The 24785-nt window shown below is 74.5% G+C and carries 24 protein-coding genes; 12 read left to right on the plus strand and 12 right to left on the minus strand.

Going from position 1 to position 24785, the window contains the following annotated elements; translation table 11 throughout:
• The first annotated feature begins 92 nt into the window (after positions 1–92).
• Entirely contained in the window at positions 93–1733 is a 1641-nt protein-coding gene (locus tag ACFYT9_RS37365; protein ID WP_387277396.1) for a DNA repair helicase XPB, read from the plus strand.
• 45 nt (positions 1734–1778) lie between these two features.
• Here ACFYT9_RS37365 and ACFYT9_RS37370 read toward each other — a convergent pair whose 3' ends face one another.
• Positions 1779–2105 carry a hypothetical protein gene (locus ACFYT9_RS37370; RefSeq protein ID WP_389171210.1) on the minus strand — a complete coding sequence of 109 codons (327 nt, stop codon included), beginning with the start codon at positions 2103–2105 and terminating at the stop codon, positions 1779–1781.
• Positions 2106–2174: 69 nt separating this feature from the next.
• The gene (locus ACFYT9_RS37375; RefSeq protein WP_376595767.1) at positions 2175–2402 is read right to left on the minus strand and encodes a hypothetical protein; all 228 of its coding nucleotides are present in this window, start codon (positions 2400–2402) and stop codon (positions 2175–2177) included.
• A 250-nt stretch (positions 2403–2652) separates the two neighbouring features.
• Here ACFYT9_RS37375 and ACFYT9_RS37380 point away from each other — a divergent pair, with 250 nt between their 5' ends.
• Positions 2653–4695, plus strand: a complete 2043-nt coding sequence (locus ACFYT9_RS37380) for a HelD family protein (protein ID WP_389171213.1) — start codon at positions 2653–2655, stop codon at positions 4693–4695.
• Between the two features lie 175 nt (positions 4696–4870).
• Here ACFYT9_RS37380 and ACFYT9_RS37385 read toward each other — a convergent pair whose 3' ends face one another.
• The 4 genes from ACFYT9_RS37385 to ACFYT9_RS37400 form a co-directional block, all read right to left on the minus strand.
• On the minus strand, positions 4871–5305 hold the full coding sequence (locus ACFYT9_RS37385; RefSeq protein WP_376595765.1) for a DUF6892 domain-containing protein: 435 nt from the start codon (positions 5303–5305) through the stop codon (positions 4871–4873).
• A 61-nt stretch (positions 5306–5366) separates the two neighbouring features.
• Positions 5367–6269: an aminoglycoside phosphotransferase family protein gene (locus tag ACFYT9_RS37390; RefSeq protein WP_389171216.1), complete on the minus strand. Its 903-nt coding sequence runs from the start codon at positions 6267–6269 to the stop codon at positions 5367–5369.
• Positions 6270–6379: 110 nt separating this feature from the next.
• Complete coding sequence (locus ACFYT9_RS37395; RefSeq protein ID WP_376595758.1) at positions 6380–7078, minus strand: copper homeostasis protein CutC; 699 nt, start codon at positions 7076–7078, stop codon at positions 6380–6382.
• 51 nt (positions 7079–7129) lie between these two features.
• Complete coding sequence (locus tag ACFYT9_RS37400; protein WP_389171220.1) at positions 7130–8116, minus strand: hypothetical protein; 987 nt, start codon at positions 8114–8116, stop codon at positions 7130–7132.
• Between the two features lie 175 nt (positions 8117–8291).
• Here ACFYT9_RS37400 and ACFYT9_RS37405 point away from each other — a divergent pair, with 175 nt between their 5' ends.
• From ACFYT9_RS37405 to ACFYT9_RS37450, 10 genes are all read left to right on the plus strand, one after another.
• Entirely contained in the window at positions 8292–8573 is a 282-nt protein-coding gene (locus tag ACFYT9_RS37405) for a heavy-metal-associated domain-containing protein (RefSeq protein WP_376595756.1), read from the plus strand.
• A 95-nt stretch (positions 8574–8668) separates the two neighbouring features.
• Positions 8669–10936 carry a heavy metal translocating P-type ATPase gene (locus tag ACFYT9_RS37410; protein WP_389171223.1) on the plus strand — a complete coding sequence of 756 codons (2268 nt, stop codon included), beginning with the start codon at positions 8669–8671 and terminating at the stop codon, positions 10934–10936.
• A 31-nt stretch (positions 10937–10967) separates the two neighbouring features.
• On the plus strand, positions 10968–11249 hold the full coding sequence (locus ACFYT9_RS37415; protein WP_031010474.1) for a metal-sensitive transcriptional regulator: 282 nt from the start codon (positions 10968–10970) through the stop codon (positions 11247–11249).
• Positions 11250–11420: 171 nt separating this feature from the next.
• Positions 11421–11819 carry a BlaI/MecI/CopY family transcriptional regulator gene (locus ACFYT9_RS37420; RefSeq protein WP_387277372.1) on the plus strand — a complete coding sequence of 133 codons (399 nt, stop codon included), beginning with the start codon at positions 11421–11423 and terminating at the stop codon, positions 11817–11819.
• Positions 11816–12727: a M56 family metallopeptidase gene (locus ACFYT9_RS37425; protein WP_387277370.1), complete on the plus strand. Its 912-nt coding sequence runs from the start codon at positions 11816–11818 to the stop codon at positions 12725–12727. Before ACFYT9_RS37420 ends, ACFYT9_RS37425 begins: the two co-directional genes overlap by 4 nt.
• Before the next feature lie 139 nt (positions 12728–12866).
• Positions 12867–13346, plus strand: coding sequence for a GNAT family N-acetyltransferase (locus ACFYT9_RS37430; protein WP_376602849.1), 480 nt, complete (start codon positions 12867–12869; stop codon positions 13344–13346).
• Between the two features lie 305 nt (positions 13347–13651).
• A complete protein-coding gene (locus tag ACFYT9_RS37435; RefSeq protein WP_387277368.1) occupies positions 13652–14545 on the plus strand; it encodes an SAM-dependent methyltransferase in 894 nt (297 codons plus the stop codon).
• An 88-nt stretch (positions 14546–14633) separates the two neighbouring features.
• Positions 14634–15113, plus strand: coding sequence for a Fur family transcriptional regulator (locus ACFYT9_RS37440; RefSeq protein WP_376602847.1), 480 nt, complete (start codon positions 14634–14636; stop codon positions 15111–15113).
• A gap of 115 nt (positions 15114–15228) precedes the next feature.
• Positions 15229–16269 (plus strand): LuxR C-terminal-related transcriptional regulator, encoded by a 1041-nt coding sequence (locus ACFYT9_RS37445; RefSeq protein ID WP_376602846.1) that lies wholly within the window; start codon positions 15229–15231, stop codon positions 16267–16269.
• Positions 16270–16319: 50 nt separating this feature from the next.
• Positions 16320–17372, plus strand: coding sequence for a LuxR C-terminal-related transcriptional regulator (locus tag ACFYT9_RS37450; protein ID WP_376602845.1), 1053 nt, complete (start codon positions 16320–16322; stop codon positions 17370–17372).
• An 87-nt stretch (positions 17373–17459) separates the two neighbouring features.
• Here the strand turns inward: ACFYT9_RS37450 and ACFYT9_RS37455 are convergent, their stop codons facing one another.
• The 6 genes from ACFYT9_RS37455 to asnB form a co-directional block, all read right to left on the minus strand.
• Positions 17460–17663 carry a hypothetical protein gene (locus ACFYT9_RS37455; RefSeq protein WP_389171230.1) on the minus strand — a complete coding sequence of 68 codons (204 nt, stop codon included), beginning with the start codon at positions 17661–17663 and terminating at the stop codon, positions 17460–17462.
• 228 nt (positions 17664–17891) lie between these two features.
• Entirely contained in the window at positions 17892–19220 is a 1329-nt protein-coding gene (mshA, locus tag ACFYT9_RS37460) for a D-inositol-3-phosphate glycosyltransferase (protein WP_389171258.1), read from the minus strand.
• 153 nt (positions 19221–19373) lie between these two features.
• Positions 19374–20939 carry a class I tRNA ligase family protein gene (locus ACFYT9_RS37465; RefSeq protein ID WP_389171233.1) on the minus strand — a complete coding sequence of 522 codons (1566 nt, stop codon included), beginning with the start codon at positions 20937–20939 and terminating at the stop codon, positions 19374–19376.
• A 199-nt stretch (positions 20940–21138) separates the two neighbouring features.
• Positions 21139–21885, minus strand: a complete 747-nt coding sequence (locus tag ACFYT9_RS37470) for an SDR family oxidoreductase (protein WP_389171235.1) — start codon at positions 21883–21885, stop codon at positions 21139–21141.
• Between the two features lie 115 nt (positions 21886–22000).
• A complete protein-coding gene (locus ACFYT9_RS37475) occupies positions 22001–22840 on the minus strand; it encodes a hypothetical protein (protein WP_389171238.1) in 840 nt (279 codons plus the stop codon).
• Positions 22837–24645: an asparagine synthase (glutamine-hydrolyzing) gene (gene asnB, locus ACFYT9_RS37480; protein ID WP_389171241.1), complete on the minus strand. Its 1809-nt coding sequence runs from the start codon at positions 24643–24645 to the stop codon at positions 22837–22839. Before asnB ends, ACFYT9_RS37475 begins: the two co-directional genes overlap by 4 nt.
• Between the last annotated feature and the right edge of the window lie 140 nt (positions 24646–24785).

Genomic DNA, 24785 nt, shown 5'->3' on the forward strand with positions numbered 1-24785 from the left:
AACCGGTCGGTTTCAGGATGGCAGCCCCCACCGACATCCGTCGGACGTCGTGCAGACTGGATGTTTGGCCGCGCGGAAGGGAACCCACACACGTGAACGGTCCACTCATCGTCCAGAGCGACAAGACACTGCTCCTGGAGGTCGACCACGAGCTCGCCGAGGCGTGCCGGCGGGCCATCGCGCCCTTCGCCGAGCTGGAGCGGGCGCCGGAGCACATCCACACGTACCGGGTGACGCCGCTCGGGCTGTGGAACGCGCGGGCGGCCGGGCACGACGCCGAGCAGGTCGTGGACGCGCTGGTGGAGTACTCGCGGTACCCGGTGCCGCACGCGCTGCTCGTCGACATCGCCGAGACGATGGGCCGGTACGGGCGGCTGACGCTCTCCAAGCACCCCGCCCACGGTCTCGTGCTGACGACCACGGACCGGCCGGTCCTGGAGGAGATCCTGCGGTCGAAGCGGGTGCAGCCGCTGGTGGGGGCGCGGATCGACCCCGACACGGTGGCCGTGCACCCGTCCGAGCGGGGGCAGATCAAGCAGACGCTGCTGAAGCTGGGCTGGCCCGCCGAGGACCTCGCCGGGTACGTCGACGGCGAGGCGCACGCGATCGAGCTCGCGGAGGACGGCTGGAGCCTGCGGCCGTACCAGCAGCACGCCGTGGAGGGGTTCTGGCACGGCGGCTCCGGGGTCGTCGTGCTGCCCTGCGGCGCGGGGAAGACACTGGTCGGCGCGGGGGCGATGGCCAAGGCGAAGGCGACGACGCTGATCCTCGTCACCAACACCGTCTCCGCCCGGCAGTGGAAGAACGAGCTGGTCCGGCGGACCTCGCTGACCGAGGACGAGATCGGCGAGTACAGCGGGACGAAGAAGGAGATCCGGCCCGTCACCATCGCCACCTACCAGGTCCTCACCACCAAGCGGAAGGGCGTCTACCCGCACCTGGAGCTCTTCGACTCCCGCGACTGGGGCCTGATCGTCTACGACGAGGTGCACCTGCTGCCCGCGCCGGTCTTCAAGTTCACCGCCGACCTCCAGGCCCGCCGCCGGCTCGGTCTGACCGCGACGCTGGTGCGCGAGGACGGCAAGGAGGCGGACGTCTTCTCGCTGATCGGGCCCAAGCGGTTCGACGCGCCGTGGAAGGAGATCGAGGCGCAGGGGTACATCGCGCCCGCCGACTGCGTCGAGGTGCGGGTGAACCTCACCGACTCCGAGCGGCTCGCCTACGCGACGGCGGAGGCGGAGGAGAAGTACCGCTTCTGCGCGACGACGGCCACGAAGCGACGGGTGACCGAGGCGCTGGTGCGGCGGTTCGCCGGGCAGCAGATCCTCGTCATCGGCCAGTACATCGACCAGCTCGACGAACTGGGCGCGCACCTCGACGCGCCGGTCATCAAGGGCGAGACGTCGAACAAGGAGCGGGAGCGGCTCTTCGACGCGTTCCGCAACGGCGAGATCAACGTCCTCGTCGTCTCCAAGGTCGCCAACTTCTCCATCGACCTGCCGGAGGCGACCGTCGCCATCCAGGTGTCCGGCACCTTCGGCTCCCGCCAGGAGGAGGCCCAGCGCCTCGGCCGCGTGCTGCGCCCGAAGGCCGACGGCCACCAGGCGCACTTCTACTCGGTCGTGGCCCGCGACACCATCGACCAGGACTTCGCCGCCCACCGGCAGCGCTTCCTCGCCGAGCAGGGGTACGCGTACCGCATCGTCGACGCGGACGAGCTGCTGGCGCCGTAGGGCGGGGCGGGCTGCGGCCTTGCCGCAGGAGGGCCTGCTCCGGCCTCAGTCCATCAGGGCCAGGAGCGGGCCCGCGAGGGCCAGGGAGTACTGGGCGACGACGAGGGCGCCGCGGGGTGCGGCGAGGGCCGCCACGCCCGCCAGGGCGGCGAGGCCGCAGGCCCAGAAGCCGGCCGTGACGAAGCCCCCGCCGACGCCGTCGCCGGAGATGGCGTCGGTGAGGGTGACCGCCATGGTGGCGACCACGCAGACCGCGACGAGCAGCAGGCCGAAGCCCGCGAAGGCACGGAGCGCGAGGGGGCTCGGGGCGTACGGGTCGGGGGCGGGATCGATGGTGGTGGGGGCGGTGGTGGGGTGCGGGTGCGTCGCCATGCCTCCATCCCAGCAGCGCGCCGGGGGCGCCGGCAGGGGCGCGCGTACTCAGCCGGGGCGGGCGGGTACTCAGTCCGGGGGCGCGGCGGGGGCGTACACCGGGCGGGGGTTCCTGACGCCCGCGCCGCTCAGGCCCGCGTCGCTTCGGCCCGCGCCTCCGGGGCCCGGGTCGTCGCCGTAGTCGCCCAGGAGGGCGACCTCGACGGCGGCCGAGCCGAAGGCCCGCAGGGCCGCCATCAGGTGGCGGGGGCGGGGGCGGGGGACGGTGGTCACGAGGGTGAAGGTCGTCGCGGTCATGCTTCCATTCTGGAATCCGGACATTCCGAACACATCGGCCTGGGGATGGAACCCGCGTCCCCCTTACGGCGGACCCCTCCCCCTACGGGAAAACGATTCGCACCCGCCCCCGGGGCGGAGTTAGAATCACCGGCTTCCCCGCCTCCCGGACGCGTACGCGCACGAGGAGCGCGCCGCCGTCCGGTCGGAAACCGGCGGCCACATCGCCCTGCCCGTGTGTCCGTCCGCTTGCCCGACCGGAGGCTTCACCGTGTCCGCAGCTGTGCCCACCGACGACCCGCTCGTACGCGAGCGGACCCACCTCTCCGCCTCCCGTGCCGCCCTGCGCGCGATGCGCGAGGAGGTGGAGGCGCTGGACATCAAGGACGTCACGGCGAACTGGGTCAACTCGATCGTCCTGGAACGCCAGATCGAGGACCGCGTCAAGGCGCTCGCGGACCTCGCCCACACCCCGCTCTTCTTCGGCCGGCTCGACTACCTGCCGCCCACCCAGCAGGGGCAGCGCTTCTACATCGGCCGCCGGCACGTCCACGACGCGCACGGCGACCCCATGGTCATCGACTGGCGCGCGCCGGTCTCGCAGCCGTACTACCAGGCGTCGAAGAAGGACCCGCGGGACGTGGGGCTGCGCCGCCGCTTCGGCTACACGGGCGGCGAGCTCACCGCGTACGAGGACGAGCACCTGTCCGACCCGTCCGAGCTGGAGCGGACCAGCAAGCTGCTCCAGACGGAGATCGAGCGGCCGCGCGTGGGCCCCATGCGGGACATCGTGGCGACGATCCAGCCCGAGCAGGACGAGATCGTGCGCGCCGGCCTCTCCGGCACGGTGTGCGTGCAGGGCGGCCCCGGTACCGGAAAAACCGCGGTCGGTCTGCACCGTGTCGCCTATCTGCTGTACGCCCACCGGGAGCGGCTCGCCCGGACCGGGACGCTCGTCATCGGCCCGAACCGGTCCTTCCTCCACTACATCGAGCAGGTGCTGCCCGCGCTGGGCGAGCTGGAGGTGAAGCAGGCGACCGTCGACGACCTCGTGGCGCACGTGGAGGTGCGCGGTACGGACGAGGCGCCGACGGCGGTCGTGAAGGGCGACGCCCGGATGGCGGAGGTGCTGCGGCGGGCCGTCCGCTCGCACGTGAAGCTGCCGGCGGAGCCGCTGATGGTGGTCCGCGGCTCGCGGCGCTGGCGGGTCCCCGCGTACGAACTGGAGGAGATGGTCCGCGAACTGACGGAGCGTGACATCCGGTACGGGGCGGCTCGCGAGGCGCTGCCGCAGCGGATCGCGCACGCCGTCCTGGTGCGGATGGAGCAGGCCGGTGAGGCCCCCGACGACCGGGTGCAGAACGCGGTGGCCCGGAACGCGGCGGTGAAGGCGGTCGTGAAGGAGTGCTGGCCGCAGATCGATCCGCCGAAGCTGGTGCTGCGGCTGCTGAGCGACCCGGAGTTCCTGGCGGAGCACGCCGACGGGGTGCTGAGCGACGAGGAGCAGAAGCTGCTGCTGTGGGCGAAGCCCGCGCGGAGCGTGAAGACGGCGAAGTGGTCGGCGGCGGACGCGGTGCTGATCGACGAGGCGACGGACCTGGTGGAGCGCACCCACTCGCTCGGGCACGTCGTCCTCGACGAGGCCCAGGACCTCTCCCCCATGCAGTACCGGGCGGTGGGCCGGCGGTGCACGACGGGTTCGGCGACGGTCCTCGGCGACCTGGCGCAGGGCACCACGCCGTGGGCCACGCGGAGCTGGGAGAGCGCGCTCGCGCACCTCGGCAAGCCGGAGGCGCGGGTGGAGGAGCTGACCGCCGGCTTCCGCGTGCCGAGCGAGGTCATCGCGTACGCGTCCCGGCTGCTGCCGCACATGGCGCCGGGGCTCGCGCCGGTGGAGTCGGTACGGGAGAACCCGGGCGACTTCGCGATCCGGGAGACGACGACCGGGTCCGCCGAAGCGGCGGTGGTGGCCGCCTGCGCGGACGCGCTCCGGAACGAGGGCTCGATCGGCCTGATCGCCGCCGACGCGCGGATCGCGCCGCTGGCGGAGGCGCTGGAGGCGGCGGGGATGCCGTACCTCTCCCCCGGCGAGGAGACGACCACGGAGTCGCGCCTCACGCTCGTGCCGGCGTCCCTGGCGAAGGGCCTGGAGTACGACTACGTGGTCCTCGACGAGCCGGCCGCGGTCGTCGACGGCGAACCGGACGAGCGCACCGGCCTGCGCCGCCTGTACGTGGCGCTCACCCGAGCCGTCTCCGGTCTCACCCTCGTCCACGCGGCCCCGCTGCCCGCGCAGTTGGCACCGCGGGACTGAGCGGCGGCACGGTCACGCGCGGCGGCACGGAGCGGATCCGGTCCCCGGTCCGCCTGGCGGCGCGGGACGGAACCGGCCCCTTGTCCGCCCGGCGGCGCGGGACGGAACCGATCCCTCGTCCGGCCGGCGGCGCGGGACGGAGCCGGTCCCCCGTCCGGTCCGTCCGGTCCGGGGCTCAGTCGGTGGCGATGCCCCGCGCGGCGAAGATCTCCGCCGCGCCGTCCACCGCGAGCACGCCGTCCTCCACGAACGTGACCTCGCGGAGGTTGGGCAGCAGGTGGAGGTCGTCGAGCGAGCGGACGTCGAAGAGGTCGTCCTCGCCGTCCCAGGCCGGGGCGCAGTGGTGGAAGACGTCCGTCCCGGCGTCGAAGCACAGCTCCTCGACGGTGGCGAGCAGCTCGGCCGGGATCTCCAGCGCCTCGAAGTACTCCCGGGACTCCGGCAGCACCTGCTCGTCGAGGCCGTTCTCCAGGACGTGGGAGGCGGCGTCGCCGATCCCCTTCTCGGCCAGCCGCGCGTGCACGTCGTACACCGGGAGCAGCGTTCCCGCCGTGTACATGAGCTCCTCGATGACGAGGAGCTTGAGGTTGAAGTCGTGGAACCTGGTCATGGGGACAGGGGTATCACGGCGGTACGACAGGTCTCGCGGGGTGTCGGCCCGAGGGTCCGCGTCAGGCGTACTCGGGCAGCGCCTCCGTCCAGGCCCTGCGGGCGACGGCGGCGAGGGTGGGGTTGGGGGTCGGGGCGGTGCCGGGGCCGCCGGTGTCGCCGTAGTAGTGGTCGGTGACCAGGCCCCAGCAGAGGGCCCAGCCGCGGCCGCGGTCCCAGGTTGCGTCGTCGAGGCGGGAGGCGGCGCGGAAGAGGGGGCGGGTGGCCGGGGTGAGGAGGGTCCAGGCCGGCAGGAGGTCGGCGGCGGGGTCTCCGGTGCCCAGGCCGCCGAAGTCGATGACGGCGCTGAGGCGGCCGGCGCGGGTGAGGAGGTTCCCCGGCAGCAGGTCCCCGTGGAGCCAGACCGGCGGGCGGTCCCAGGCGGGGAGCGCCAGGACCCGTTCCCAGGCGTCGAGCGCGGTCCGCGCGTCGAGCAGTCCGGCGGCGGCCAGCGCGGCGACGGCCGGCGGGAGGGCGCCCTCCTCCCACTCCGTGACGGCGCCGCCGCGGAAGGAGCGGGGTCCGCCGGTCGCGTCGGCCGCGCGCAGGGCGGCGCCGAAGCGCCCCAACTCCCTTGCCGCGTGGGCGAGATCGGTGACGGGCGCGGTCCAGGCGTCGGCGCCGTCCAGCCAGGCGTACACGCCCCACGCCTGCCCGAACCCCTCGCCGGGGACTCCGGCGCCGAGGGGGACCGGCACGGGCAGCGGAAGCGCGGGCGCGAGCCGGGGCAGCCAGCGCCGCTCCTTCTCGGCCTGCCCGCCGGCCCACTCCGCCTTCGGCAGCCGGACGACGAGGTCGTCCCCGAGCCGGAACATCGCGTTGTCGGTCCCGGCGGACGCCACCGCCCGCACGTCGAGCCCGGCCCACCGGGGGAACTGGGCGGCGATGAGCCGCCGTACGAGTGCCGCGTCGATCTCGTCCGCCATGAGGGGAGGCTAACGAGCGGCCGCGCGGCTCCGCACCGGGTTTACCGCGGCTCCGTACCGGCTCCGCACCGGGTTTGCCGCGGCTCCGTACCGGCTCCGCCTGCTACCCGCTACGCGTCGACCGCCTCCCGCCAGGTGCGGACCGCGTCCGGGGAGACGGGGGCGGCCCAGCCCTGGGGGCGGGCCGCACCGCCGATGTGGAAGGCGGTGAGGCCGGCGGCGCGCAGGCGCGGGAGGTGGTCGAGGCGGAGGCCGCCGCCGACCAGGATCTGGGGTTCGTAGCCGGGCTCGCCGGTGCGGGCGGCCTCGGCTTCCAGGACCGGGAGGCCGGCGTCCACGCCCTCGGCGGAGCCCGCGGTGAGGTAGGTGTCGAGGCCGGGGAGGTCGGCGAGGCGCTTGCGGAGGCCGTCGCGGTCGGCGGCGCGGTCGATGGCGCGGTGGAAGGTCCAGCGGGCGCCGTCGAGGACCGCGACGAGCCGTTCGACGGCGACGAGGTCGGGCTCGCCGTCGGGGGTGAGGAAGCCGAGGACGAACTCGTCCGCGCCGGCCGCCCGCAGCTCCTCCGCCCGGCCCGCCAGGGCGTCGATCTCCGCGGGGTCTCCGGCCGCGAAGCCGTCGGCGAGGCGGAGCATCACGCGGAGCGGGATGTCGACGGCGCGGCGGATGGCGGTGAAGGTGGCCGTCGACGGGGTGAGGCCGTCCGCCGCCATGTCGGTGACGAGTTCGAGGCGGTCGGCGCCCCCGGTCTGGGCGGCGACCGCGTCCTGCTCGTCGAGGGCGATCACCTCCAGGACAGCACGGTTGCTCATTGCGCCCATTCCTCCATGAATGACGACTACAGGTCTAGTCCAATGACCAGACTAGCCGTGCGAGTGGCCTCCCGCATCGTGCTCGGCGCTCTCCGACGCCGTCGAGGCGGGGGCGGGAACCTTGCCCGGCGCCCCCGCCTTCACCGTGAAGGCGGCCGTGCGGACCTTGCCCTCGTGCTGGAAGTCGAGGAAGAGGCGGTACGTGCCGGTGCTCGGGGCGGTCGCGGTGAAGGAGACGTCGGGGCCGGGGCCGCCCTCGTTGGGGTGGACGTGGAGGTAGGCGAGGTCGCCCTGGCGGAGGGCGACCAGGTGGCCGTACGCGCCGAGGTAGGGCTCCAGGTCGATGACCGGCTTGCCGCCCTTGGTGACGGTGAGGCGCAGCTCACCGGCCTTTCCGGGGTCGAGCGTGCCGCCGAGGCGGACCTGGTAGCCGTCGACGGTGACGGTGGGCGCGACGGCGGGGAGCGGCTTCGGGGCGTAGGCGCCGGGGACGCCGAGGTCGACGCCGAGGGTGAGGGCCTTCGCCCCCTTCGCCGCGGGCCTGAAGTCGGCGAACGCCTTGTAGCCGCCGGCGGCGGGGAGGTCGGCCTCGACGGTCCAGGTGCCGTCGGCGGCCTTCTCGGGGTGGAGGTGACGGAAGACCGTCAGGTCGCGCGAGGCGACGATGAAGTGGAGCTCCTTGCCGTGCTCGGTGGTGAAGGCGGTGACCTTCTTCCCGGCGGCGTCCTTGACGGAGAACTTCAGGGTGCTGCGGCCGGCGGGCGGGGTGGGGGTCTCCAGGGCGAGGGTGTAGCCGCCGTCGGAGACCTGGAGGCCGCCGGGGAGTTCGGCGCCGGCCGGGGCGGGGGCCTCGTCGTGACCCTCGTGCCCGCCGGCCGAGGCGGAGGCGCTGGGCGCGGGGGTCGCGGCGGCGTGCTCTCCGTGGCCGGCCTTCTTCGGCTCGTCCACCGGTCCGACGCCCTTGCCGACGCCGTAGGCGGTGCCGAAGGTCGCGGCGAGCGCGGCGGCGAAGGCGGTGATCTTCACTCCGGTGTTCATGGCTGTCTCCCATGCTCGGCGTTCCTCTTGCTCTGCACTTCACCATACCCCTGGGGGGTATCAAGTCAAGCCGGTCCGACACTTGCGCCGGATACCACCGGGGGGTATACATGGACCCACACCACCGATACCCCCCGAGGGTATCCGGTCCACCGGACACACGATGGAGGACGACATGGGTTCCTGCTGCACCCCCGACAACAGCTGCTCGACCGGCACCACCACCGCGGTCGCCGTCGCCGACGCCACCAGCACCGTCTACGCCGTCTCCGGCATGACCTGCGGCCACTGCAGGACCGCGATCACCACCTCCGTGAGCGCGCTGGAGGGCGTCCTCTCCGTGGACGTCGACGTCGACGGCGGCCGGGTGACCGTCACCACGGACGGCGCGCCCGACGACGCCGCCATCGCCGCGGCGGTGGACGACGCGGGCTACGAGCTGACCGGCCGCGCCTGACCGGCGGCACCTGACCGATCCGGCCGCCGGGGCCCGCCCCGTACCCCCGCCCGGGCCCCGGCCCCCGCGCACAGGAAGAAAGAGGGAGCAGTTTCATGACCACGACGACCCCCGGCACCGCCCAGGTCGAGCTCGCCATCGGCGGCATGACCTGCGCCTCGTGCGCGGCCCGGATCGAGAAGAAGCTCAACCGCATGGACGGGGTCGAGGCCACCGTCAACTACGCGACCGAGAAGGCGAAGGTCACCTTCGCCGCCGACATCCCGGTCGCCGAGCTGATCGCCACCGTCGAGGCGACCGGCTACACCGCCGAGGAGCCCGCGCCGCCGCGGTCCGACGCCGGTGCCGGCGACGGCGGCCCCTCCGACGAGGAGAAGGCCGACGAGGAGCTGCGCCCGCTGAAGCAGCGGCTGATCACCGCGGTCTCGCTCGCCGTCCCCGTCATCGCGATGGCGATGATCCCCGCGCTCCAGATCGAGTACTGGCAGTGGCTGAGCCTCACGCTCGCCGCGCCGGTCGTCGTCTACGCCGCCTGGCCCTTCCACAAGGCCGCCTGGACCAACGCCAGGCACGGCGCGGCCACCATGGACACGCTGATCTCGGTCGGCACGATCGCCGCCTTCGCCTGGTCCCTGTGGGCGCTGTTCTTCGGCACCGCCGGTACGCCGGGGATGACGCACCCCTTCGAGTTCACCATCGCCCGCACCGACGGCGCCGGGAACATCTACCTCGAGGCCGCCGCCGGCGTCACCGCCTTCATCCTGGCCGGCCGCTACTTCGAGGCCCGCTCGAAGCGGAAGGCCGGAGCCGCGCTCAAGGCGCTGATGCAGCTGGGCGCCAAGGAAGTCACCGTCATCAGGAACGGGCGCGAGATCACCGTGCCCACCGCCGAACTCCAGGTCGGGGACCGCTTCCTGGTCCGCCCCGGCGAGAAGATCGCCACCGACGGCACCGTCGTCGAGGGCTCCTCCGCCGTCGACGCCTCCATGCTCACCGGCGAGTCCGTGCCGGTCGAGGTCTCCGCCGGCGACTCGGTCACCGGCGCCACCCTGAACGCCGGCGGCCGGCTCGTCGTCGAGGCCACCCGCGTCGGCGCCGACACCCAGCTCGCCCGGATGGCGAAGCTCGTCGAGGACGCGCAGAACGGCAAGGCCGCCGCCCAGCGGCTCGCCGACCGGATCTCGGCCGTCTTCGTGCCGATCGTCATCGCGCTCGCGCTCGGCACCCTCGGCTTCTGGCTCGGCACCGGGCAGGGCCTGACCGCCGCCTTCACCGCGGCCGTCGCCGTCCTGATCATCGCCTGCCCGTGCGCCCTGGGCCTGGCCACCCCGACCGCCCTCATGGTCGGCACCGGCCGCGGCGCGCAGCTCGGCATCCTGATCAAGGGCCCCGAGGTGCTGGAGACCACCCGCAAGGTCGACACCATCGTCCTGGACAAGACCGGCACCGTCACCACCGGCCGGATGACCCTCCTGAAGGTGCACACCGCCGCCGGTACGGACGAGACCGACGTGCTGCGGCTGGCCGGCGCCCTGGAGCACTCCTCCGAGCACCCGATCGCCCAGGCCGTCGCCACCGGCGCCGCCGCGAAGGTCGGCACCCTGCCCACCCCCGAGGACTTCGCCAACATCCCCGGTCTCGGCGTCCAGGGCGTCGTCGACGGGCACGCCGTCCTGGTCGGCCGCGAGAAGCTCCTGGAGGAGTGGGCGATGTCCCTCCCCGCGAGCCTCAAGGCCGCGAAGGACGCGGCGGAGAAGGCCGGGAAGACGGCCATCGCGGTCGCCTGGGACGGGGAGGCCCGCGCGGTCCTGGAGGTCGCCGACGCGATCAAGGAGACCAGCGCGGAGGCGATCCGCCGGCTCCGGGGCCTCGGCCTCACCCCGATCCTGCTGACCGGCGACAACAAGGCGGTCGCGGAGGCCGTCGCCGCCGAGGTCGGCATCGGCGAGGTCATCGCCGAGGTCATGCCGCAGGACAAGGTCGACGTCGTCAAGAAGCTCCAGGCCGAGGGCCGTTCGGTCGCCATGGTCGGCGACGGCGTCAACGACGCCGCCGCGCTCGCCCAGGCCGACCTCGGTCTGGCGATGGGCACCGGCACGGACGCCGCCATCGAGGCCGGCGACCTGACCCTCGTACGGGGGGACCTGCGGGCCGCGGCGGACGCCATCCGGCTCTCCCGCAAGACGCTCGGCACCATCCGGTCCAACCTCTTCTGGGCCTTCGCCTACAACGTGGCCGCCCTGCCGCTCGCCGCCGCCGGACTGCTCAACCCGATGATCGCCGGCGCCGCGATGGCCTTCTCCTCGGTCTTCGTGGTCGGCAACAGCCTGCGGCTGCGCGGCTTCCAGGCCGCCGACAAGTGACCCGGAAACCCTGACCTGACGGGAGCCCGCCGTGGCCGGTTACGTGCAGCACAAGGAAGACATCATCAGAAGGCTCCGGCGGATCGAGGGGCAGGTCCGGGGGGTGCAGCGGATGGTCGACGAGGACGTCTACTGCATCGACGTCCTGACCCAGGTCTCCGCGATCAACGCGGCCCTCCAGTCCTGCGCGGTCGCCCTCCTCGACGAGCACCTGAGCTGCTGCGTCACCGAGGCCATCGCGGCCGGCGGGGACCAGGCGAAGGTCAAGGTCGGCGAGGCGTCCAAGGCGATCGCCCGGCTGATCCGGACCTGACGGAGTCCACCACCGCCCCCGCGCGAGGGGCCCGCGACCGCGGGCCGCCGCACGGGGGCGGTGGGCGTGTCCGGGGCCGTCACGAACCCGCCATCTTACCCCTGGGGGGTATACCTCGGGCGGGTGTGCGACCCGTAGCATGACAGCCGCCCGCGAGGGGAGGGGATGCACGTGCGCCGGCTGGGAGAGCTGGAGGCCGAGATCATGGACCGGCTGTGGGCCTGGCAGCGGCCCGCCACCGTCCGCGAGATCGTCGACGACATCAACCGCGGCCGCCGGGTCGCCTACACCACCGTCATGACGGTGGCCGACATCCTGCACCGCAAGGGCTGGCTCCGCCGCGAGAAGGCCGGCCGGGCCTGGCTCTACGAGCCGGTCCGCAGCCGCGAGGAGTACACCGCCGGGCTCATGAGCGACGCCCTCGGCGACAGCCAGGACCGCCCCGCCGCCCTCCTCCGCTTCGTCGAGGCCATCTCCGACGAGGACGTCGAAGCCCTCGACGCGGCCCTCCGCGCCGCCCGCGGCGACCTCGACGCAGGGACCGGCGCCGCACCGGGAGGCCGCTCGTGAACCACCACGCCCTCGTGCCCCTCGGGCTCGCGCTGCTCTCCGGCGCCGGTGTGCCCTGGCTGCTCGTCCGGGCCCGCTGGGCCCAGCAGGTGCCCCGGCTCGCGGTCACCGTGTGGGCCGCCTGCGGCGCCGTCTTCGCGGTGGCGAGCGCCCTGCTCCCGGCACAGTTACTGCTGCCGAACGCGTCCAGCCACCGCCTCACCGACATGGTCCTGACCCTCCGCCTCCCGGCCCCCGGCACCCTGCTCGCCCTGCGCGGCCGGGAAGCCGCCGCACTCCTCGTGGCCGCCGCCGTCCTCGCCGTACCCGCCGCCGCGTTCGCCCGCGGACTGCTGAGGGCCCGCAGGGCCCGCCGGGCGCACGGGGACGTCCTGCGGCTGATCGGCCGGTACGACCCCGAGCTGCGCGCCACCGTCCTCGACCACGAACGACCCGCCGTCTACTGCCTGCCCGGCCGCAGCCGGCGGGTCGTCGTCTCCACCGGGGCCGTCGCCACGCTCACCCCCGCGCAGCTCGCCGCCGCCCTCGCCCACGAACGGGCGCACATCGCGGGCCGGCACCACCTGCTGGTCGCCGCCGCCGAGGCGTTCGGCACGGTCTTCCGGAGGCTGCCGCTCGCCCGGCACGGCTCCACGGCGGTCCCGCTGCTCCTGGAGATGACCGCCGACGACCGGGCGCTGCGCCGCTGCACCCGCGACGCGCTCGCCACCGCGCTCTACGCCCTCGCGGCGGGCCGCGCACCGCGGGCCGCCTTCGCCGCGGGCGGGCCCTCGGCCGCCCTCCGGATGCGCCGGATCCTCACCCCGTACAGCGCGGGACACCCCGTGCTGCGCGGGCTCCTGACGATCGGCGCGGCCACTCTCGCGATGGCTCCGCTCGTCGTCGCCTGCTGTTCCTTCCCGACCTAATGTCCGGACCAACTCCGCTATTTACTAAGCGAATTCGTAGATTTCGCATCGGTCACGCACCCCGGAATCGCTCGCTATTGTGGGTACGTTGGAGCTCCGGCTCACCACGGTGCTCGGCACGGCGAAGGGTACAGATCCGATGCAGCTCGCTGGCGTCCGTACGGCAGCGGCCGGCGACGCGACGACGATATCCCGGCTGCTCGCCGACGTGATCCGGAGCAGCTACGCCGGAATGCTGGAGGAAATCCCGCTGCGCCGGCTGATCTCGACACAATGCGCACTGCCGCGGATACGCGCGGAAATAGAAATTCCGGGGGGCGCGCCGGGCTGGCTGGGCTGGCTGGTCGCGGAGAACGGCGAGGGCCGGCTCGTCGGCGCCGCCGCGTGCGGGGTCCCGGTGCCGGGCGAGGGCGAGCTGTACGCGCTGGCGGTCGAGGAGGGCGCGCGCCGCCGCGGGATCGGTACGGCCCTGCTGGCGGCGGCCACCGACCGGACCCGCGGCTACGAGGCGCGGGAGCAGCGGGTGCAGCTGCCGGTGGAGGCGGACCCGGCGCTGCCGTTCTACCGGGAGCGGGGCTTCGCGTCGCTCGGGCCGACGCGCTGGGGCCGCCCGCTCTGAGCCCGGCTCCGCGAGGGGGGCCTCCGCCTCGACCGAGACCCCCGGCTCCATGAGGGCCTCCGCCCCGACCGAGACCCCCGGCTCCGCGAGAGGCCTCCGCCCCGACCGGCCGTAAAGACCGGACCCACGGCGTTACGGCACCTTCCTCCCCGACCGGCCGTGGCAGATCCACGCCATCGCGTGTTCACGCAGCCCGATCCGGTGGATCGGGGCTCCCCCGCAGGTCACGATGGTCGCGGCGCGGTCCCGGCGGCACGGGCGCCTCGCCCAGGACGGCATGGACCGAGCGAGCCCCTGGAGGAGCGATGCACACCCCGAGCGGCACTTCCCTGCCCGCCGTGCCCGCGGTGCTCGCGCCGGTCCTGCCGTCCCGATACGAGCGGGAGCGGACGCCCGCCGCCGGGGCGGGGGTGCGGATCGCCTCCGACGCCCTGCCCGGCCTGGAGTCCGTCGCCGCGATGGACGAGGGGTCGGTCTGGCTGCACGACGCCCTGCTCGGCCCGCACAGCGCGGACATCGTCCGGTACCTCGGCCTCGCCCGCTCCACCGGCGGACCCGTCCTGGACCTCGGCTCCGGCGCGGGGCGGCTCGCCGTCCCCTTCGCCCGGCACGGCTTCGCCGTGGAGGCCGTGGACCGGGACGCCTCCGCACTGGAGCGCCTCGACGCCTGGGCCCGCCGGATCGGCCCGCAGGTGGCCGGCCTCGTGGTGACGCACCGCGCGGACCTCACCGAGCTGCGGCTGCGCGGGAGTTACCGGCTCGCGCTGCTCGCGGGCGCGATGGTGTCGGCGCTCCCGCCGGCCCGGCGCCCCGGCCTGCTGCGGGAGGTCGCGGACCATCTGGAGACGGGCGGGGCGCTCGCCCTGGACTACACCGCGCACCTGTGGCCGGGTCTGGTGGCGGAGCCGCGCAGGACCTGGGCGTTCCAGGTGCCGCGCTTCGACGGGATCGACGAGTGGGTGGTGGCGCGGCAGGACTTCGACCTGGCCTCGATGAGCGAGCGGGTCACGTACTACACGGCCAGGACCGGCAAGCTCTCCGCGCAGCGGACGGTGCTGACCACCGACAAGTGGATCGTGGACCAGGACCGGCTGGCGGCCGAACTGCACGCGGCGGGACTGCACATCGAGGGCCGGCGGCGGCAGCGGATCGACGACCGCACGGAATCGGTGCTGCTGGTGTGCCGCCCGGACGACTGACCTGAGGCGGTCGGCCCGGCGGCCGTACCCGGCCACCGGCCCCGGCGACCGGCCCGCCGCCTGTCGGGGCGGACGGGCAAGAGGTACGATGCCCGCAAACGTTTGGGCCGACCAGATGGGCGAGAGGGCAGTCGTGGAAGAGCTGACGGGCCGCGAGGCGGTGATCCAGCGCCTGCGGGACGTGGGCCTGCGGGTCACCGGACCGCGCCTGGAGGTCCTCTCGGTGCTCGCCGCCGGCGGCCACCTCGACGTCGAGGCGATCACCTCGACCGCCCGCGAGCGGCTCGGCACCCTCACCAGCCAGGCCGTCTACGAGATGCTGCGGCACTTCCAGGAGACCGGCCTGGTCGGCAAGTTCGACCGGCCCGGCCTGCCGGCCGTCTTCGAGATCTCCGGCCCCCGCCACCAGCACGCCCTGTGCGTGCGCTGCGGCCGGGTGGAGAACGTGACGGCGCCCGCACCCGCCCCGCCGCGCGGCAGCCTGCCCGGGTGGCGGACCACGGAGACCGAACTGGTCTTCAAGGGGCTGTGCCCCGACTGCGCGCGGGAAGCGGAAGAATCCGCCTGATCACGCCCGCGTCGCTCCGCCCCTGAACCTCGTGCGGAACGTTCGAATGTGTGGCAGGGTCTGCCGGGGCGTTTTCAACGGGATCCGCGCGATCCGAGGGGAGTCTGCTGCCGCCGTGTCGAAGAACGCCGCCGGAGTACGTACAGGAGGCGAGCAGGCACTCGCCCTCTACCAGGCGCTCCGGGCCGCCCCGGGCACCCCGCTCGCCGACGCGGCCCGCGAGCTCCAGCTCACCGACGCCGAACGGGACCGCGCCCGCACCGAGTTGACCGGCCTCGGACTGATCGACGCCGCCTCGTCCGCGCCCCGGGTCATCGCCCCGGACGTCGCCCTGCTCGGACTGCTGCGGCACGAGCGGGACCGGCTGGAGAGCCGGCTCGCCGAGACCAGCCGCGCGCACACCGCCCTGGAGACCCTCGCCGGACCGTTCCTGCGGGCCCGGGCCGAGCCCGGCTCCGAGGTCGAGGTGGAGATCGTCGACGATCCGGCGAGGATCGCCCGCGAGCTCGCCGACCTGACGGAGACCGCCCGCGGCTCCGTCCACACCATGGCCACCGGCTCGGTCCGCCGCGAGGAGATGGCCCTGGAGCTCGACCGCGACCGGGCGCGGCTCGCCCGCGGGGTCCGCGTCCAGGCCATGTACAGCCACCGGGTCGGCCAGGTGCCGGAGATGGACCAGCACCTCGCCGCCCGCACCGCGCTCGGCACCGAGATCCGGCTGTCCCCCGTCGTCCCCATGAACATGGTCCTCGCCGACGAGCACTTCGCCCTCCTCCCGACCGACCCCCGCGACCCCGCCTCCCCCGCGATCCTCGCGCGCGGCCCCGGCCTCGTCCGCGCCTACCGCGCCCTGTACGCGTACTGCTGGCGGGCCGCCACCCCGTACGGCCACCGGGAACCCGACCCGCACGGCGGCGACGGACTGACCGAACAGCAGCGGGCCGCGCTGCGGATGCTCGCCTCGGGGATCAAGGACGAGCAGGTGGCCCGCAGCCTCGGGGTGTCGCTGCGGACGGTCAGCCGGCTCATCTCCGAGGTCATGCACGAACTCGGCGCGGCCAGCCGCTTCGAGGCGGGCGTGAAGGCCGCCCGGCTCGGCCTGCTGGACGGGGAGAACGGTCCCGACGACCTCGGAGGGGCGGGGCGCAGCGCGTAGCCTGACGGTCGGGGAAGGTCGATTTCGCGACGACGAGGGGGTGGTTCGCCATGGTCACGACGGACGGCGGCACGGGAGACGGCGGGACCGGGCTGCTGGTGACGCTCTATCAGGAGCTGCGCCGTCGCGGGGTGTCGAACTACGCGGAGGTCGCCGCCGGCTTAGGACTCGCGCCCGCGGAGTACGAGCGATGTCGCGCCGAACTGCTCTCCCTCGGTCTGATCGTCCCCACCACCAGCCGGCACGCCACCGCCGCCGACCTGCGCGACGCCGACTGGCGCCCCGAGGAGGACGCGGTCGCCTCGGTGGACCCGGAGATCGCCCTGCTGCGCATCCTGGACCGGGAGCGGGCCCGGCTCCGCGAACACCTCGCCGAGGCGGACCTGGCGTACGGCACCCTGGAGACGCTGGCCGGGACCTTTCTGCGGCCCGGCACCCTGGCCGGTTCCGAGATCGCGGTCGAGGCGATCACCGACTACCGGCGGATCCAGCAGGCCCTGGAGGACATCGTCGACGTCACCCAGGAGGCGTCCTGCTCGATGTACCCCACGGGCCCGGCCCGCCAGGTCCCCGAGCGGATCTTCGAGCGGGACGCGCGCAAGCTCGCACAGGGTGTCCGGATCCGCGCGATCTACCGCACCCAGGACGCCGTCCGGCCCGAGGCCGCGGCGGTGCTCAAGCGCCGCGCCGAGCTCGGCGTCGAGGTGCGGATCGCCCCCGAACTCCCCATGACCATGGTGCTGGTGGACCAGCAGTACGCGATGGTGCCGCTGCACCCCGAGGAGCCGGGGCGGGGCGCGATCCTGGCCCGCGGCCCGCTCCTCGTCGGCTCCTGCCTGAGCCTGTACGAGCACTGCTGGCACACGGCCACCCCGTACGGCGACGACGTGGCGCCCGAGCGGGGCGGCGACGGCCTCTCGGAGCAGCAGCGGGCCGCGCTCCAGATGCTCGCGGACGGCATGAAGGACGAGAAGATCGCCCGGAACCTCGGGGTCTCGCTGCGCACGGTGAGCCGCATGCTCTCCGAACTCATGCAGGAATTGGGGGCGTCGAGCCGATTCGAGGCGGGTGTGCGCGCGGTGCGGCTCGGCTGGCTCGACTGATTTCCTCCCGCATCGCTCCGGACATGCGAAAGCCCCGTGATCGTGGCAGGGCGATCACGGGGCTTTCGGAAATTGCTGCCGGGCGTTTCAGTTCACCGGCGGGGCGGGGGTCGCGGTGGCCGTGTTGTGCGGCCAGTCGACGGTGACGCCGGCGTGCTGGGCCGGGCTCTCCGGGGTGTTGCCGGGGGAGACCGCGTAGGCCGCGCCGCCGGCGACGGCCAGACACGCCGTGAAAGCGACCAGGAACTGGCGGACGGCCTTCTGCATTCCGGAGTTCTGCTCGACGGACATGATTCCTCCAGGATTCGTCAAAGCGCGAATGTGCTGATTCCCGTCCCTGGGCGCCCGTGCCGCCGGGCTCTCCCTGGGAACAACTCCATTCTGTCCGGGGCTCGTTGACGAATCCACCGTTCTCCCGTGCGTGGACCCGCCATGGCGCGAGTGCGTCAATCAGCCGCCGAATCAACGGAATTGGCCGGTCCGTAGCGCCCCTAACCTTTGGTCGAACCAAAAGAGATGCTAAACTCGTGCTACGGCCTTCTCGTTCCTCCAGGAGAGAGAGGCCGCCGGGGCAGGGGCGTGCCGCCGCCCTTGCCCCACCCGTGTCCCCGCCGCCCGCCGCGGCCCGGCCGGCTCCCTCATCGCCAGCGCCCGCTCGTACACCTCGACCGTCCGCGCCGCCGACCCCCGCCAGCTCATCCCCCGCGCGTGTCCGGCCGCCGCCACCCCCATCGTGGCCAGCGCCCGCGGGTTCGCCGCGAGCCACAGCAGCCGGCGGGCGTACTCCTCCGGGTCGTGCCCCCGCACGAGGAGCCCCGTCACCCCCTCCCACACCGCCGTCGGCAGACCGCCGACCGCCGAGGCCAGCACCGGCGTCCCGCACGCCTGCGCCTCCAGCGCCACCAGGCCGAAGGACTCGCTCCGGGACGGCACCACCACCACGTCCGCCGCCCGGAACCACTCCGCGAGCCGCTCCTGCGGCACCGGCGGCCCGGGCCGCAGCACGTCCGCCACGCCCAGCTCCGCCGCCAGCCGCCCCACCGCCCCCTGCTCCCCCGCGCCCGAGTGCCCGCCGATCACCGGCACGAGCAGCCGCTCCCGCAGCCCCGGCGCCATCCGCAGCAGCTCCGCCACCGCCCGCACCAGCACGTCCGGCCCCTTCAGCGGCTGTATCCGCCCCGCGTACAGCGGCACGAACGCGTCCGCCGGCAGCCCGAGCCGGGCCCGCGCCGCCGCCCGCCCCGCGTCGTGCCCCGGTCCGGGGGCGAAGGTCCGCAGATCCACCCCGGGGCGGACGACCTCGGTGCGCGCCGGATCCGCCCCGTACAGGCTCCGCAGCGCCGCCGCCTCGTCCGCCGTGTTGGCGATCAGCCGCTCGGCCTCCGCCGCGAGCCGGCGCTCGCCGAGGATCCGGACCTCCGGCTCGGGGGTGTCGCCCTCGCCCAGGTGGGCGTTCTTCACCAGGGCCAGGGTGTGCGCGGTGTGCACCAGCGGGGTGCCCCAGCCGAAGGCCGCGATCCGGCCGGCCTGCCCGGAGAGCCAGTAGTGCGAGTGGACCACGTCGTACCCCCGCTCCTCCCGGAGCAGGCCGAGCGCGAAGGGCAGCACCAGATCGGGGACGGTCTCCTTCGCCACCGCACGGCGCGGGCCCGCCACTACCTGCCGGACCCGCACCCCGGGCGCGAGGCCGGTGACCGGAGCCTCGCCGCCGCCCTGGCAGCGGGTGAACAGGTCGACCTCCACGCCCTGTTCGGCGAGGGCGCGGGAGAGTTCGACCATGTAGACGTTCATGCCGCCGGCGTCCCCCGTCCCGGGCTGGTGGAGCGGGGAGGTGTGGACGCTGAGCATGGCGACGCGCAGGGACACGGCGGGCTCCTGAGGGGTGGGGGAGACGCGTGCCCCCGCGCGTGGCGCGCCGGGAGCACGCGGCGGGAGGGAGGATCGGTTCGAGGATCTATCTGATTTCTTAGTTGCTTAGAAGTGGGTGGGCGGGGCGCGGGCTCAGAAGCCGAAGACCGGGCCCGAGGGCGGGGCGAGCCGGGTGCCCGGCAGCGGCGGGATCAGCGCGTGCCAGTCCACCGCCCGCCCGGCCTCCACCCGCAGCGCCGCCGCCAGCCGGTCCGCGCCCTCCGGCATCACCGGCCGCGCCCACGCCGTCAGGGCCGAGGCCACCGCCAACTGCGCTGCCAGCGCCGGGAGATGGCGGCAGGCCGTGGTGGGCCGGCACCGCTCGTGCGCGTTGACGTGCCCGAAGTCCGCCGCCGAGCGGACCATCTCGTCCAGGACGGCGACGGCCCTGCGCGGGTCGAAGGCGTCGGGGCCGTACGCCTCCCGCAGGTCGTCCACCGCCCGGTGCAGCCGCCGCTCCAGGACCTCCCAGCCGGTGCCGCCGGGCAGCGCCTGCGGGGCGAGCCCGTCGCACTCCTCGCGGACCGCCGCGAAGAGCCGGGACAGCCAGCTGTTCCAGTTCTCGTCCAGCTCCCGGCGGGCCGCCGCCAGCCGGTCCCGCCGGAAGACGGTCCTGCGCCCCAGCGGACGGGCCTGGAGGACGTGCCGGCGCAGCGTGTCGGAGCCGTACTCGGTGAGCAGGTCGAGCGCCCACACGTTCCCCTCCCGCACCCCCTCCTCGATGACGAAGGACTCGTTCACGTTGAAGTCCTGCGGCAGCTTCACGCCCTGCGCGAGGAGCAGCACCGGCAGCAGCACCGCGTGGCAGAAGGAGTGCCCGAAGCCGCAGAAGTGGATGGCGCGGGCCGGCAGCGGCCGCGTGGCGTCGTGGCCGAAGAGGTGCATCGCCGCCGCCTCGAAGCAGCCGTCGATCCGGTGGTCGGGGAAGCCCTCCACCGGCACGTCGAGCCCCCACTCCGCCGGGTGCCCGACCGCGATGTCCGGCAGGCCGTCCTCCACCAGCGACTCGCACAGCGCCGCGAGCCGCGGCGGCAGCCCGGCCGCCGCCCAGTACTCGGCGAGGGTCTCCCGGAACGGCTCCAGCGGGATGTACAGCCGCCGGCAGCGGCGGGCCGCCGCCGGAGCGTCGCAGACCGCGCAGCGGGCGCCGATGAGGTCGCCGCCGTCGTTGGGCCGGGCGCACTCGTGGCACATCCCGCCGTCGCTCGCCGCCCCGCAGTGCGGGCAGGAGCCCGTGGCGTGCGCCCCGTACAGCCACCGCTCGCACGGCTCGCAGTACGGCAGGAGGCGGGTCCGCGGGGCGATCACGCCGTCCGCGTACAGCTTCGCGAAGAGCTCCCGCACCCAGCGCCCGTACCCCCGGTCGCGGCGGGGCCGGACGATGTGGTCGAACTCGACGCCCGAGCGCAGCCAGTCGGCCGTGATCGCGGCCCGGTACCCCTCCGCCACCTCCTCCGGCTTCCGGCCGAGCTGCCGCGCCCGCACCTCGACGGAGCTCGCGTGGTCGGCGGTGCCGGTGGTGAAGCGGACGGGCTCGCCCTCGGCCCGCAGGTATCTGGTCAGGACGTCGGCGGCCACGTACGGCCCCGCGAGGTGGCCGATGTGCAGTTCGCCGTGGGTGGCGGGCGGGGTCGCGGTGATCCAGACGGGGGTGCTCATGGAAGCCTCCTGAGCGTCGGCACGAAGGGGTGGTTCGGAGGGCGGGCGGGGGTCGGGTGTGCGGGGGTACGGGCGCGGGGCGCGCGCGGGGGTTCGGGGTCGCGGTGCGCGGGTGCGCGGGGGTTCGGGGTCGCGGTGCGCGGGTGCGCGGGGGTTCGGTGTCCCGGTGCGCGGGTGCGCGGGGGCGCCGTGGGTGCGTTCAGCGGGGCTCGAAGTGGAAGGAGCGGATGAAGCAGTCGCGGGGCTGCTCGACCGCGTAGACGATGCACTCGAAGAGGGCCTGGGTGGTGAGCTTGTCGTCGGCCGCCGCCCCGGTCGGGTCGATGCCGTCCCACTCCGTGAAGCGCGGGTCGGCGGTGGAGAAGTCGGGCGGGAAGAGGGAGAAGACCCGCACCCCGGACGGCCGCAGCCGGCGGGACAGGATGTCCGCGAACCCGGCCTGCGCGCTCTTCGCCGCCCAGAACGCCTCGTGCGCCCCGCCGGCGGCGGTCGCGGAGGCGCCCCCGGCGTCCCGCACGGCCACCATGTTCACGATGTCGGGCCGCAGCGAGCCGCGCAGCAGCGGCAGGAAGTGCTTGACCATGAGGACGGTGCCGCCGGCCGTGGACTCGATGGTCTCCACGATCTCGGCGTCGCTCGTCGCCTCCAGGTCCATGGCGTCGAGCCAGCGGGCGCCGTTGTTCACCAACAGGTCGACCCGGTCGGTGTGTTCGCCGACCCGGGCGGCGAACTCCCGGATCTCCGCGGGGCGACTGAGGTCGCATCCGAAGGCGTGGATACGGTCCCTGGCCGAGCCCAGCACCTCGGTACGGGTCCGCTCCGCCGCCTCCACCGTCCGCGCCGACACGTAGACCTCGGCCCCGAGATGGGCGAATCCGACGGCGAGCGCGCGGCCGAAGGAGCGGGACGCGCCGGTCACGACGACACGCAGATTCTCGAATCTCATCTGTCTCTGCTCTCCCCACGGATACGGCGTTCCACCGGATACCGCATTCCTGCGGCCGGTCCGTTTCAGCGTGGCAGAGGAGCGGAGCACCGGGCCCGCGGAAGGGGCTGCGCGTTCACGCCGTTGCGTGGATGCGCCACGGGAGGGGGCAGGCGCGCAGCACGACCGCCCGTTTGTGGTGGACGCTGACCCGGTCGGGGCCGGCCGAGACGGTGACGGTGCCGCCCGGGGTCCGTACCGGCCCGTCGGCCCGGGGCACGACGGTCCCGTCCAGCGCCCCCGCCGCGGCCAGCGCCGCCGCGCCCGTCACGGCGAGCCGGGGATGCCAGCCGCCGACGGTGAGCGCGCGGACGGCGAGCCCGGCGGGCGTGGCCTCGACGGCGGCGACCTTCGGCAGGGCGGAGTCCGGCGGATGCCCGAGCAGCCGCGCGGCTTCCGCGCGCAGGGCCAGCAGGTGCGCCCGGGCGGGCGCGCGGACGTGCCGGGCGTCGACGAACACGTAGGGGTTCCCGTAGGCGACGAGGCTGACCGGCACGCCGAGCAGCCGGTCCCTGGGCCGGCCGGTGGGCAGGGTGCCGGGGGCGTCCGGGGGCCGGAGGAAGTGCAGGGTGTACGCCCCTCCCGGCGGCTCCGGCTCGCACCGGACGGTGTCGCCCGTGGTGAGCGCGCGGACGGTCACCGGGCCCGGCCGGCCCTCGGCGACGACGCAGGCGAGCAGCGAGTGCCCGCAGCCGGCCCGGAAGTCGAACCCGCCGCCGGGCAGTCGCTGCACGAACCGGTAGCGGAGGCCGCCGGCGCCGTCGCCCCCGTACAGCGCGATCTTGGCGTGTGCGGCGGGGAGCCGCGCGAGCTCCCGCCCGAGCCCCAGCAGGCCGCCGGGCATCCGGTCCACCCGTACGACGAGGGTCGGGCCGGGCGCGCCGTCGGCCCGCACGAGCAGCGCGGAGGGCGTCACGCCGCCGCGCAGTCCGCCGGGACCCGCAGCGTGCGGACGACGTCGGTCCAGAGTTCGTGGACGGCGAGGGCCCAGAGGGCCTGGGCGTCGGCCCGGTTCGGGCGTTCCAGCTGGCGCGCCAGGAGGCGGGCGACACGGTCGGCGCGGACCTTGCCGCCGAGGACGAGGCGGGCCGGGGAGAGGAGTTCGCGGACGGTGTCGAGCAGCGGGCCGCCGGGGGCGATCATCGCCTCCACGGGGAGGGTGAAGGGCTGCTTGGGCCGGCGCAGCACCGGCGCGGGGAGCAGCTCGGCGCCCGCCTCGTACAGGGCCCGTTTCCCGGTGCGCGCGGCGGGCGGCAGGGCGCGGGCGTGGGTGACGACGGCCGGCTGGCAGAAGGGGAGGCGGGTCTCGACGGCCCAGGCCATCGCCAGGTGGTCGACGCGCCGCAGGTGGTAGGCGGGGAGCCGCCACCGCGTCTCCAGCGCGGTCGTCGCGGTGACCCGGTCCGCGCCCACGGCTTCCGCGGAGCGCAGCTCCTGCTCGATGCGGTCGGCGGCGGAGCCCGTATCGGCGATGTGGGCGCGGTAGTCGGCGGTGTAGAGGTGTTCGCGCAGGAGCCGGGGCGCGGCGGAGAGCGCGTCGGTGTAGGCGGCGGCCCAGTCGGTGCCGGGCGGGGCGGCGAGGGCGGCGGCCATGCGGTCGTATCCGCCGAAGAGTTCGTCGGCGCCGTCGCCGGTGAGCGCGACGGTGAAGCCGTTCTGCCGGACGGCGCGGAAGAGGGCGTAGGTGGAGAGGGTGATGGGGTCGGCGTTGGGCTGGCCGAGGTGGCGGACGGTGCGGGTGAGGAGGGAGGGGAGCTCGTCGGGGTCGAGGGTGATCTCGTGGTGGACGGTGCGGGCCCGGCGGGCGACGGAGCGGGCGTGGGCGGCCTCGCTGCCTGGCCAGTTGCCCCGGTAGGTGAGGTGGAAGGTGTGGAGCGGCGGCGCGTCGGCCTCGCGGGCGTGCTCGGCGGCGAGGGCGGTGACGAGCCCGGAGTCGAGGCCGCCGCTGGTGACGGCGCAGACGGGGACGTCGGCGTCGGCGAGCCGGTGGACCTCGCGGCGCAGCACGTCCTGGGTGTCGCCGACGGGTGCGGCGCGGTGGGGGCCTCGGCGGCGGACGACGGGGGCGGCGCCGGGCCGGACGACGGCGGTGGCGCCGGGCGGGAGGACGCCGACGCCTTCGAGGGCGGTGGCGGTGGCGAAGGAGGTACGGGTGGCGAGGACGGTGTCGAGGGAGTCCTCGCGCGGGGAGAAGCGGACGCCTCCGAAGGCGAGGAGCGCGGGGATCTCGGAGGCGAAGCGGGTGGAGCCGTCCTCGGGGTCGTGGTGGAGGTGGAGCGGCTTCATGCCCATGTCGTCGACGGCGAGGACGAGTCGGTGGCGGCCCGGCCGCAGGTCGAGGACGGCGACGGCGAACATGCCGTCGAGGTGTTCGGCGAAGGCGGGCCCGTGCTCGGCGTAGAGGGCGGGCAGGAGGGTGCCGTCGCAGCGGTCGGGGAAGCGGTGGCCGCGGGCGGCGAGGGCGCGGCGGAGCTCGGCGTGGTTGTAGATCTCGCCGTTGAGGACGGCGAGGATGCCGGGGAGGTGGGGCAGCCGGTAGGGCTGCTGTCCGCCGCGCGGGTCGGTGACGGCGAGCCGGTCGCAGCCGAGGGACCAGCCGGGGCCGCTGAGCACCCGGTGTTCGTCGGGGCCGCCGTGGCGCTGGCGGGCCGAGGCCGATGCGAGCGCGGCCGGGTCGGGGCGGTCCGCCCCGGCGGCGAAGGAGCCGAGAATCCTGCACATGCCGGTCGCCTCCGAGTCGTCCGAAGTCCTGCGGGTCGTGGTGCGGGGTCGTGCTGCCAGCCTCTACGAGCGAAGCAATGATTTGAATCTACCAAGTTTTTGAATGGCGCGTAAGTGCCATGTCCTGTTCACGCCACCGG

Source organism: Streptomyces sp. NPDC004435 (assembly GCF_042873895.1).
In the GTDB taxonomy this organism is placed as follows: domain Bacteria; phylum Actinomycetota; class Actinomycetes; order Streptomycetales; family Streptomycetaceae; genus Streptomyces.

Bases quoted from the DNA above. Each gene is read 5' to 3' on its own strand.
- ACFYT9_RS37370 (WP_389171210.1), bottom strand. From the start codon at position 2,105: ATGGCGACGCACCCGCACCCCACCACCGCCCCCACCACCATCGATCCC.
- ACFYT9_RS37405 (WP_376595756.1), top strand. From the start codon at position 8,292: ATGGGTTCCTGCTGCACCCCCGACAACAGCTGCTCGACCGGCACCACC.
- mshA (WP_389171258.1), bottom strand. From the start codon at position 19,220: ATGCTCAGCGTCCACACCTCCCCGCTCCACCAGCCCGGGACGGGGGAC.
- ACFYT9_RS37385 (WP_376595765.1), bottom strand. From the start codon at position 5,305: ATGACCAGGTTCCACGACTTCAACCTCAAGCTCCTCGTCATCGAGGAG.
- ACFYT9_RS37455 (WP_389171230.1), bottom strand. From the start codon at position 17,663: ATGTCCGTCGAGCAGAACTCCGGAATGCAGAAGGCCGTCCGCCAGTTC.
- ACFYT9_RS37450 (WP_376602845.1), top strand. From the start codon at position 16,320: ATGGTCACGACGGACGGCGGCACGGGAGACGGCGGGACCGGGCTGCTG.
- ACFYT9_RS37440 (WP_376602847.1), top strand. From the start codon at position 14,634: ATGCCCGCAAACGTTTGGGCCGACCAGATGGGCGAGAGGGCAGTCGTG.
- ACFYT9_RS37410 (WP_389171223.1), top strand. From the start codon at position 8,669: ATGACCACGACGACCCCCGGCACCGCCCAGGTCGAGCTCGCCATCGGC.
- ACFYT9_RS37430 (WP_376602849.1), top strand. From the start codon at position 12,867: ATGCAGCTCGCTGGCGTCCGTACGGCAGCGGCCGGCGACGCGACGACG.
- ACFYT9_RS37375 (WP_376595767.1), bottom strand. From the start codon at position 2,402: ATGACCGCGACGACCTTCACCCTCGTGACCACCGTCCCCCGCCCCCGC.
- ACFYT9_RS37390 (WP_389171216.1), bottom strand. From the start codon at position 6,269: ATGGCGGACGAGATCGACGCGGCACTCGTACGGCGGCTCATCGCCGCC.
- ACFYT9_RS37395 (WP_376595758.1), bottom strand. From the start codon at position 7,078: ATGAGCAACCGTGCTGTCCTGGAGGTGATCGCCCTCGACGAGCAGGAC.
- ACFYT9_RS37400 (WP_389171220.1), bottom strand. From the start codon at position 8,116: ATGAACACCGGAGTGAAGATCACCGCCTTCGCCGCCGCGCTCGCCGCG.
- ACFYT9_RS37465 (WP_389171233.1), bottom strand. From the start codon at position 20,939: ATGAGCACCCCCGTCTGGATCACCGCGACCCCGCCCGCCACCCACGGC.
- asnB (WP_389171241.1), bottom strand. From the start codon at position 24,645: ATGTGCAGGATTCTCGGCTCCTTCGCCGCCGGGGCGGACCGCCCCGAC.
- ACFYT9_RS37435 (WP_387277368.1), top strand. From the start codon at position 13,652: ATGCACACCCCGAGCGGCACTTCCCTGCCCGCCGTGCCCGCGGTGCTC.
- ACFYT9_RS37470 (WP_389171235.1), bottom strand. From the start codon at position 21,885: ATGAGATTCGAGAATCTGCGTGTCGTCGTGACCGGCGCGTCCCGCTCC.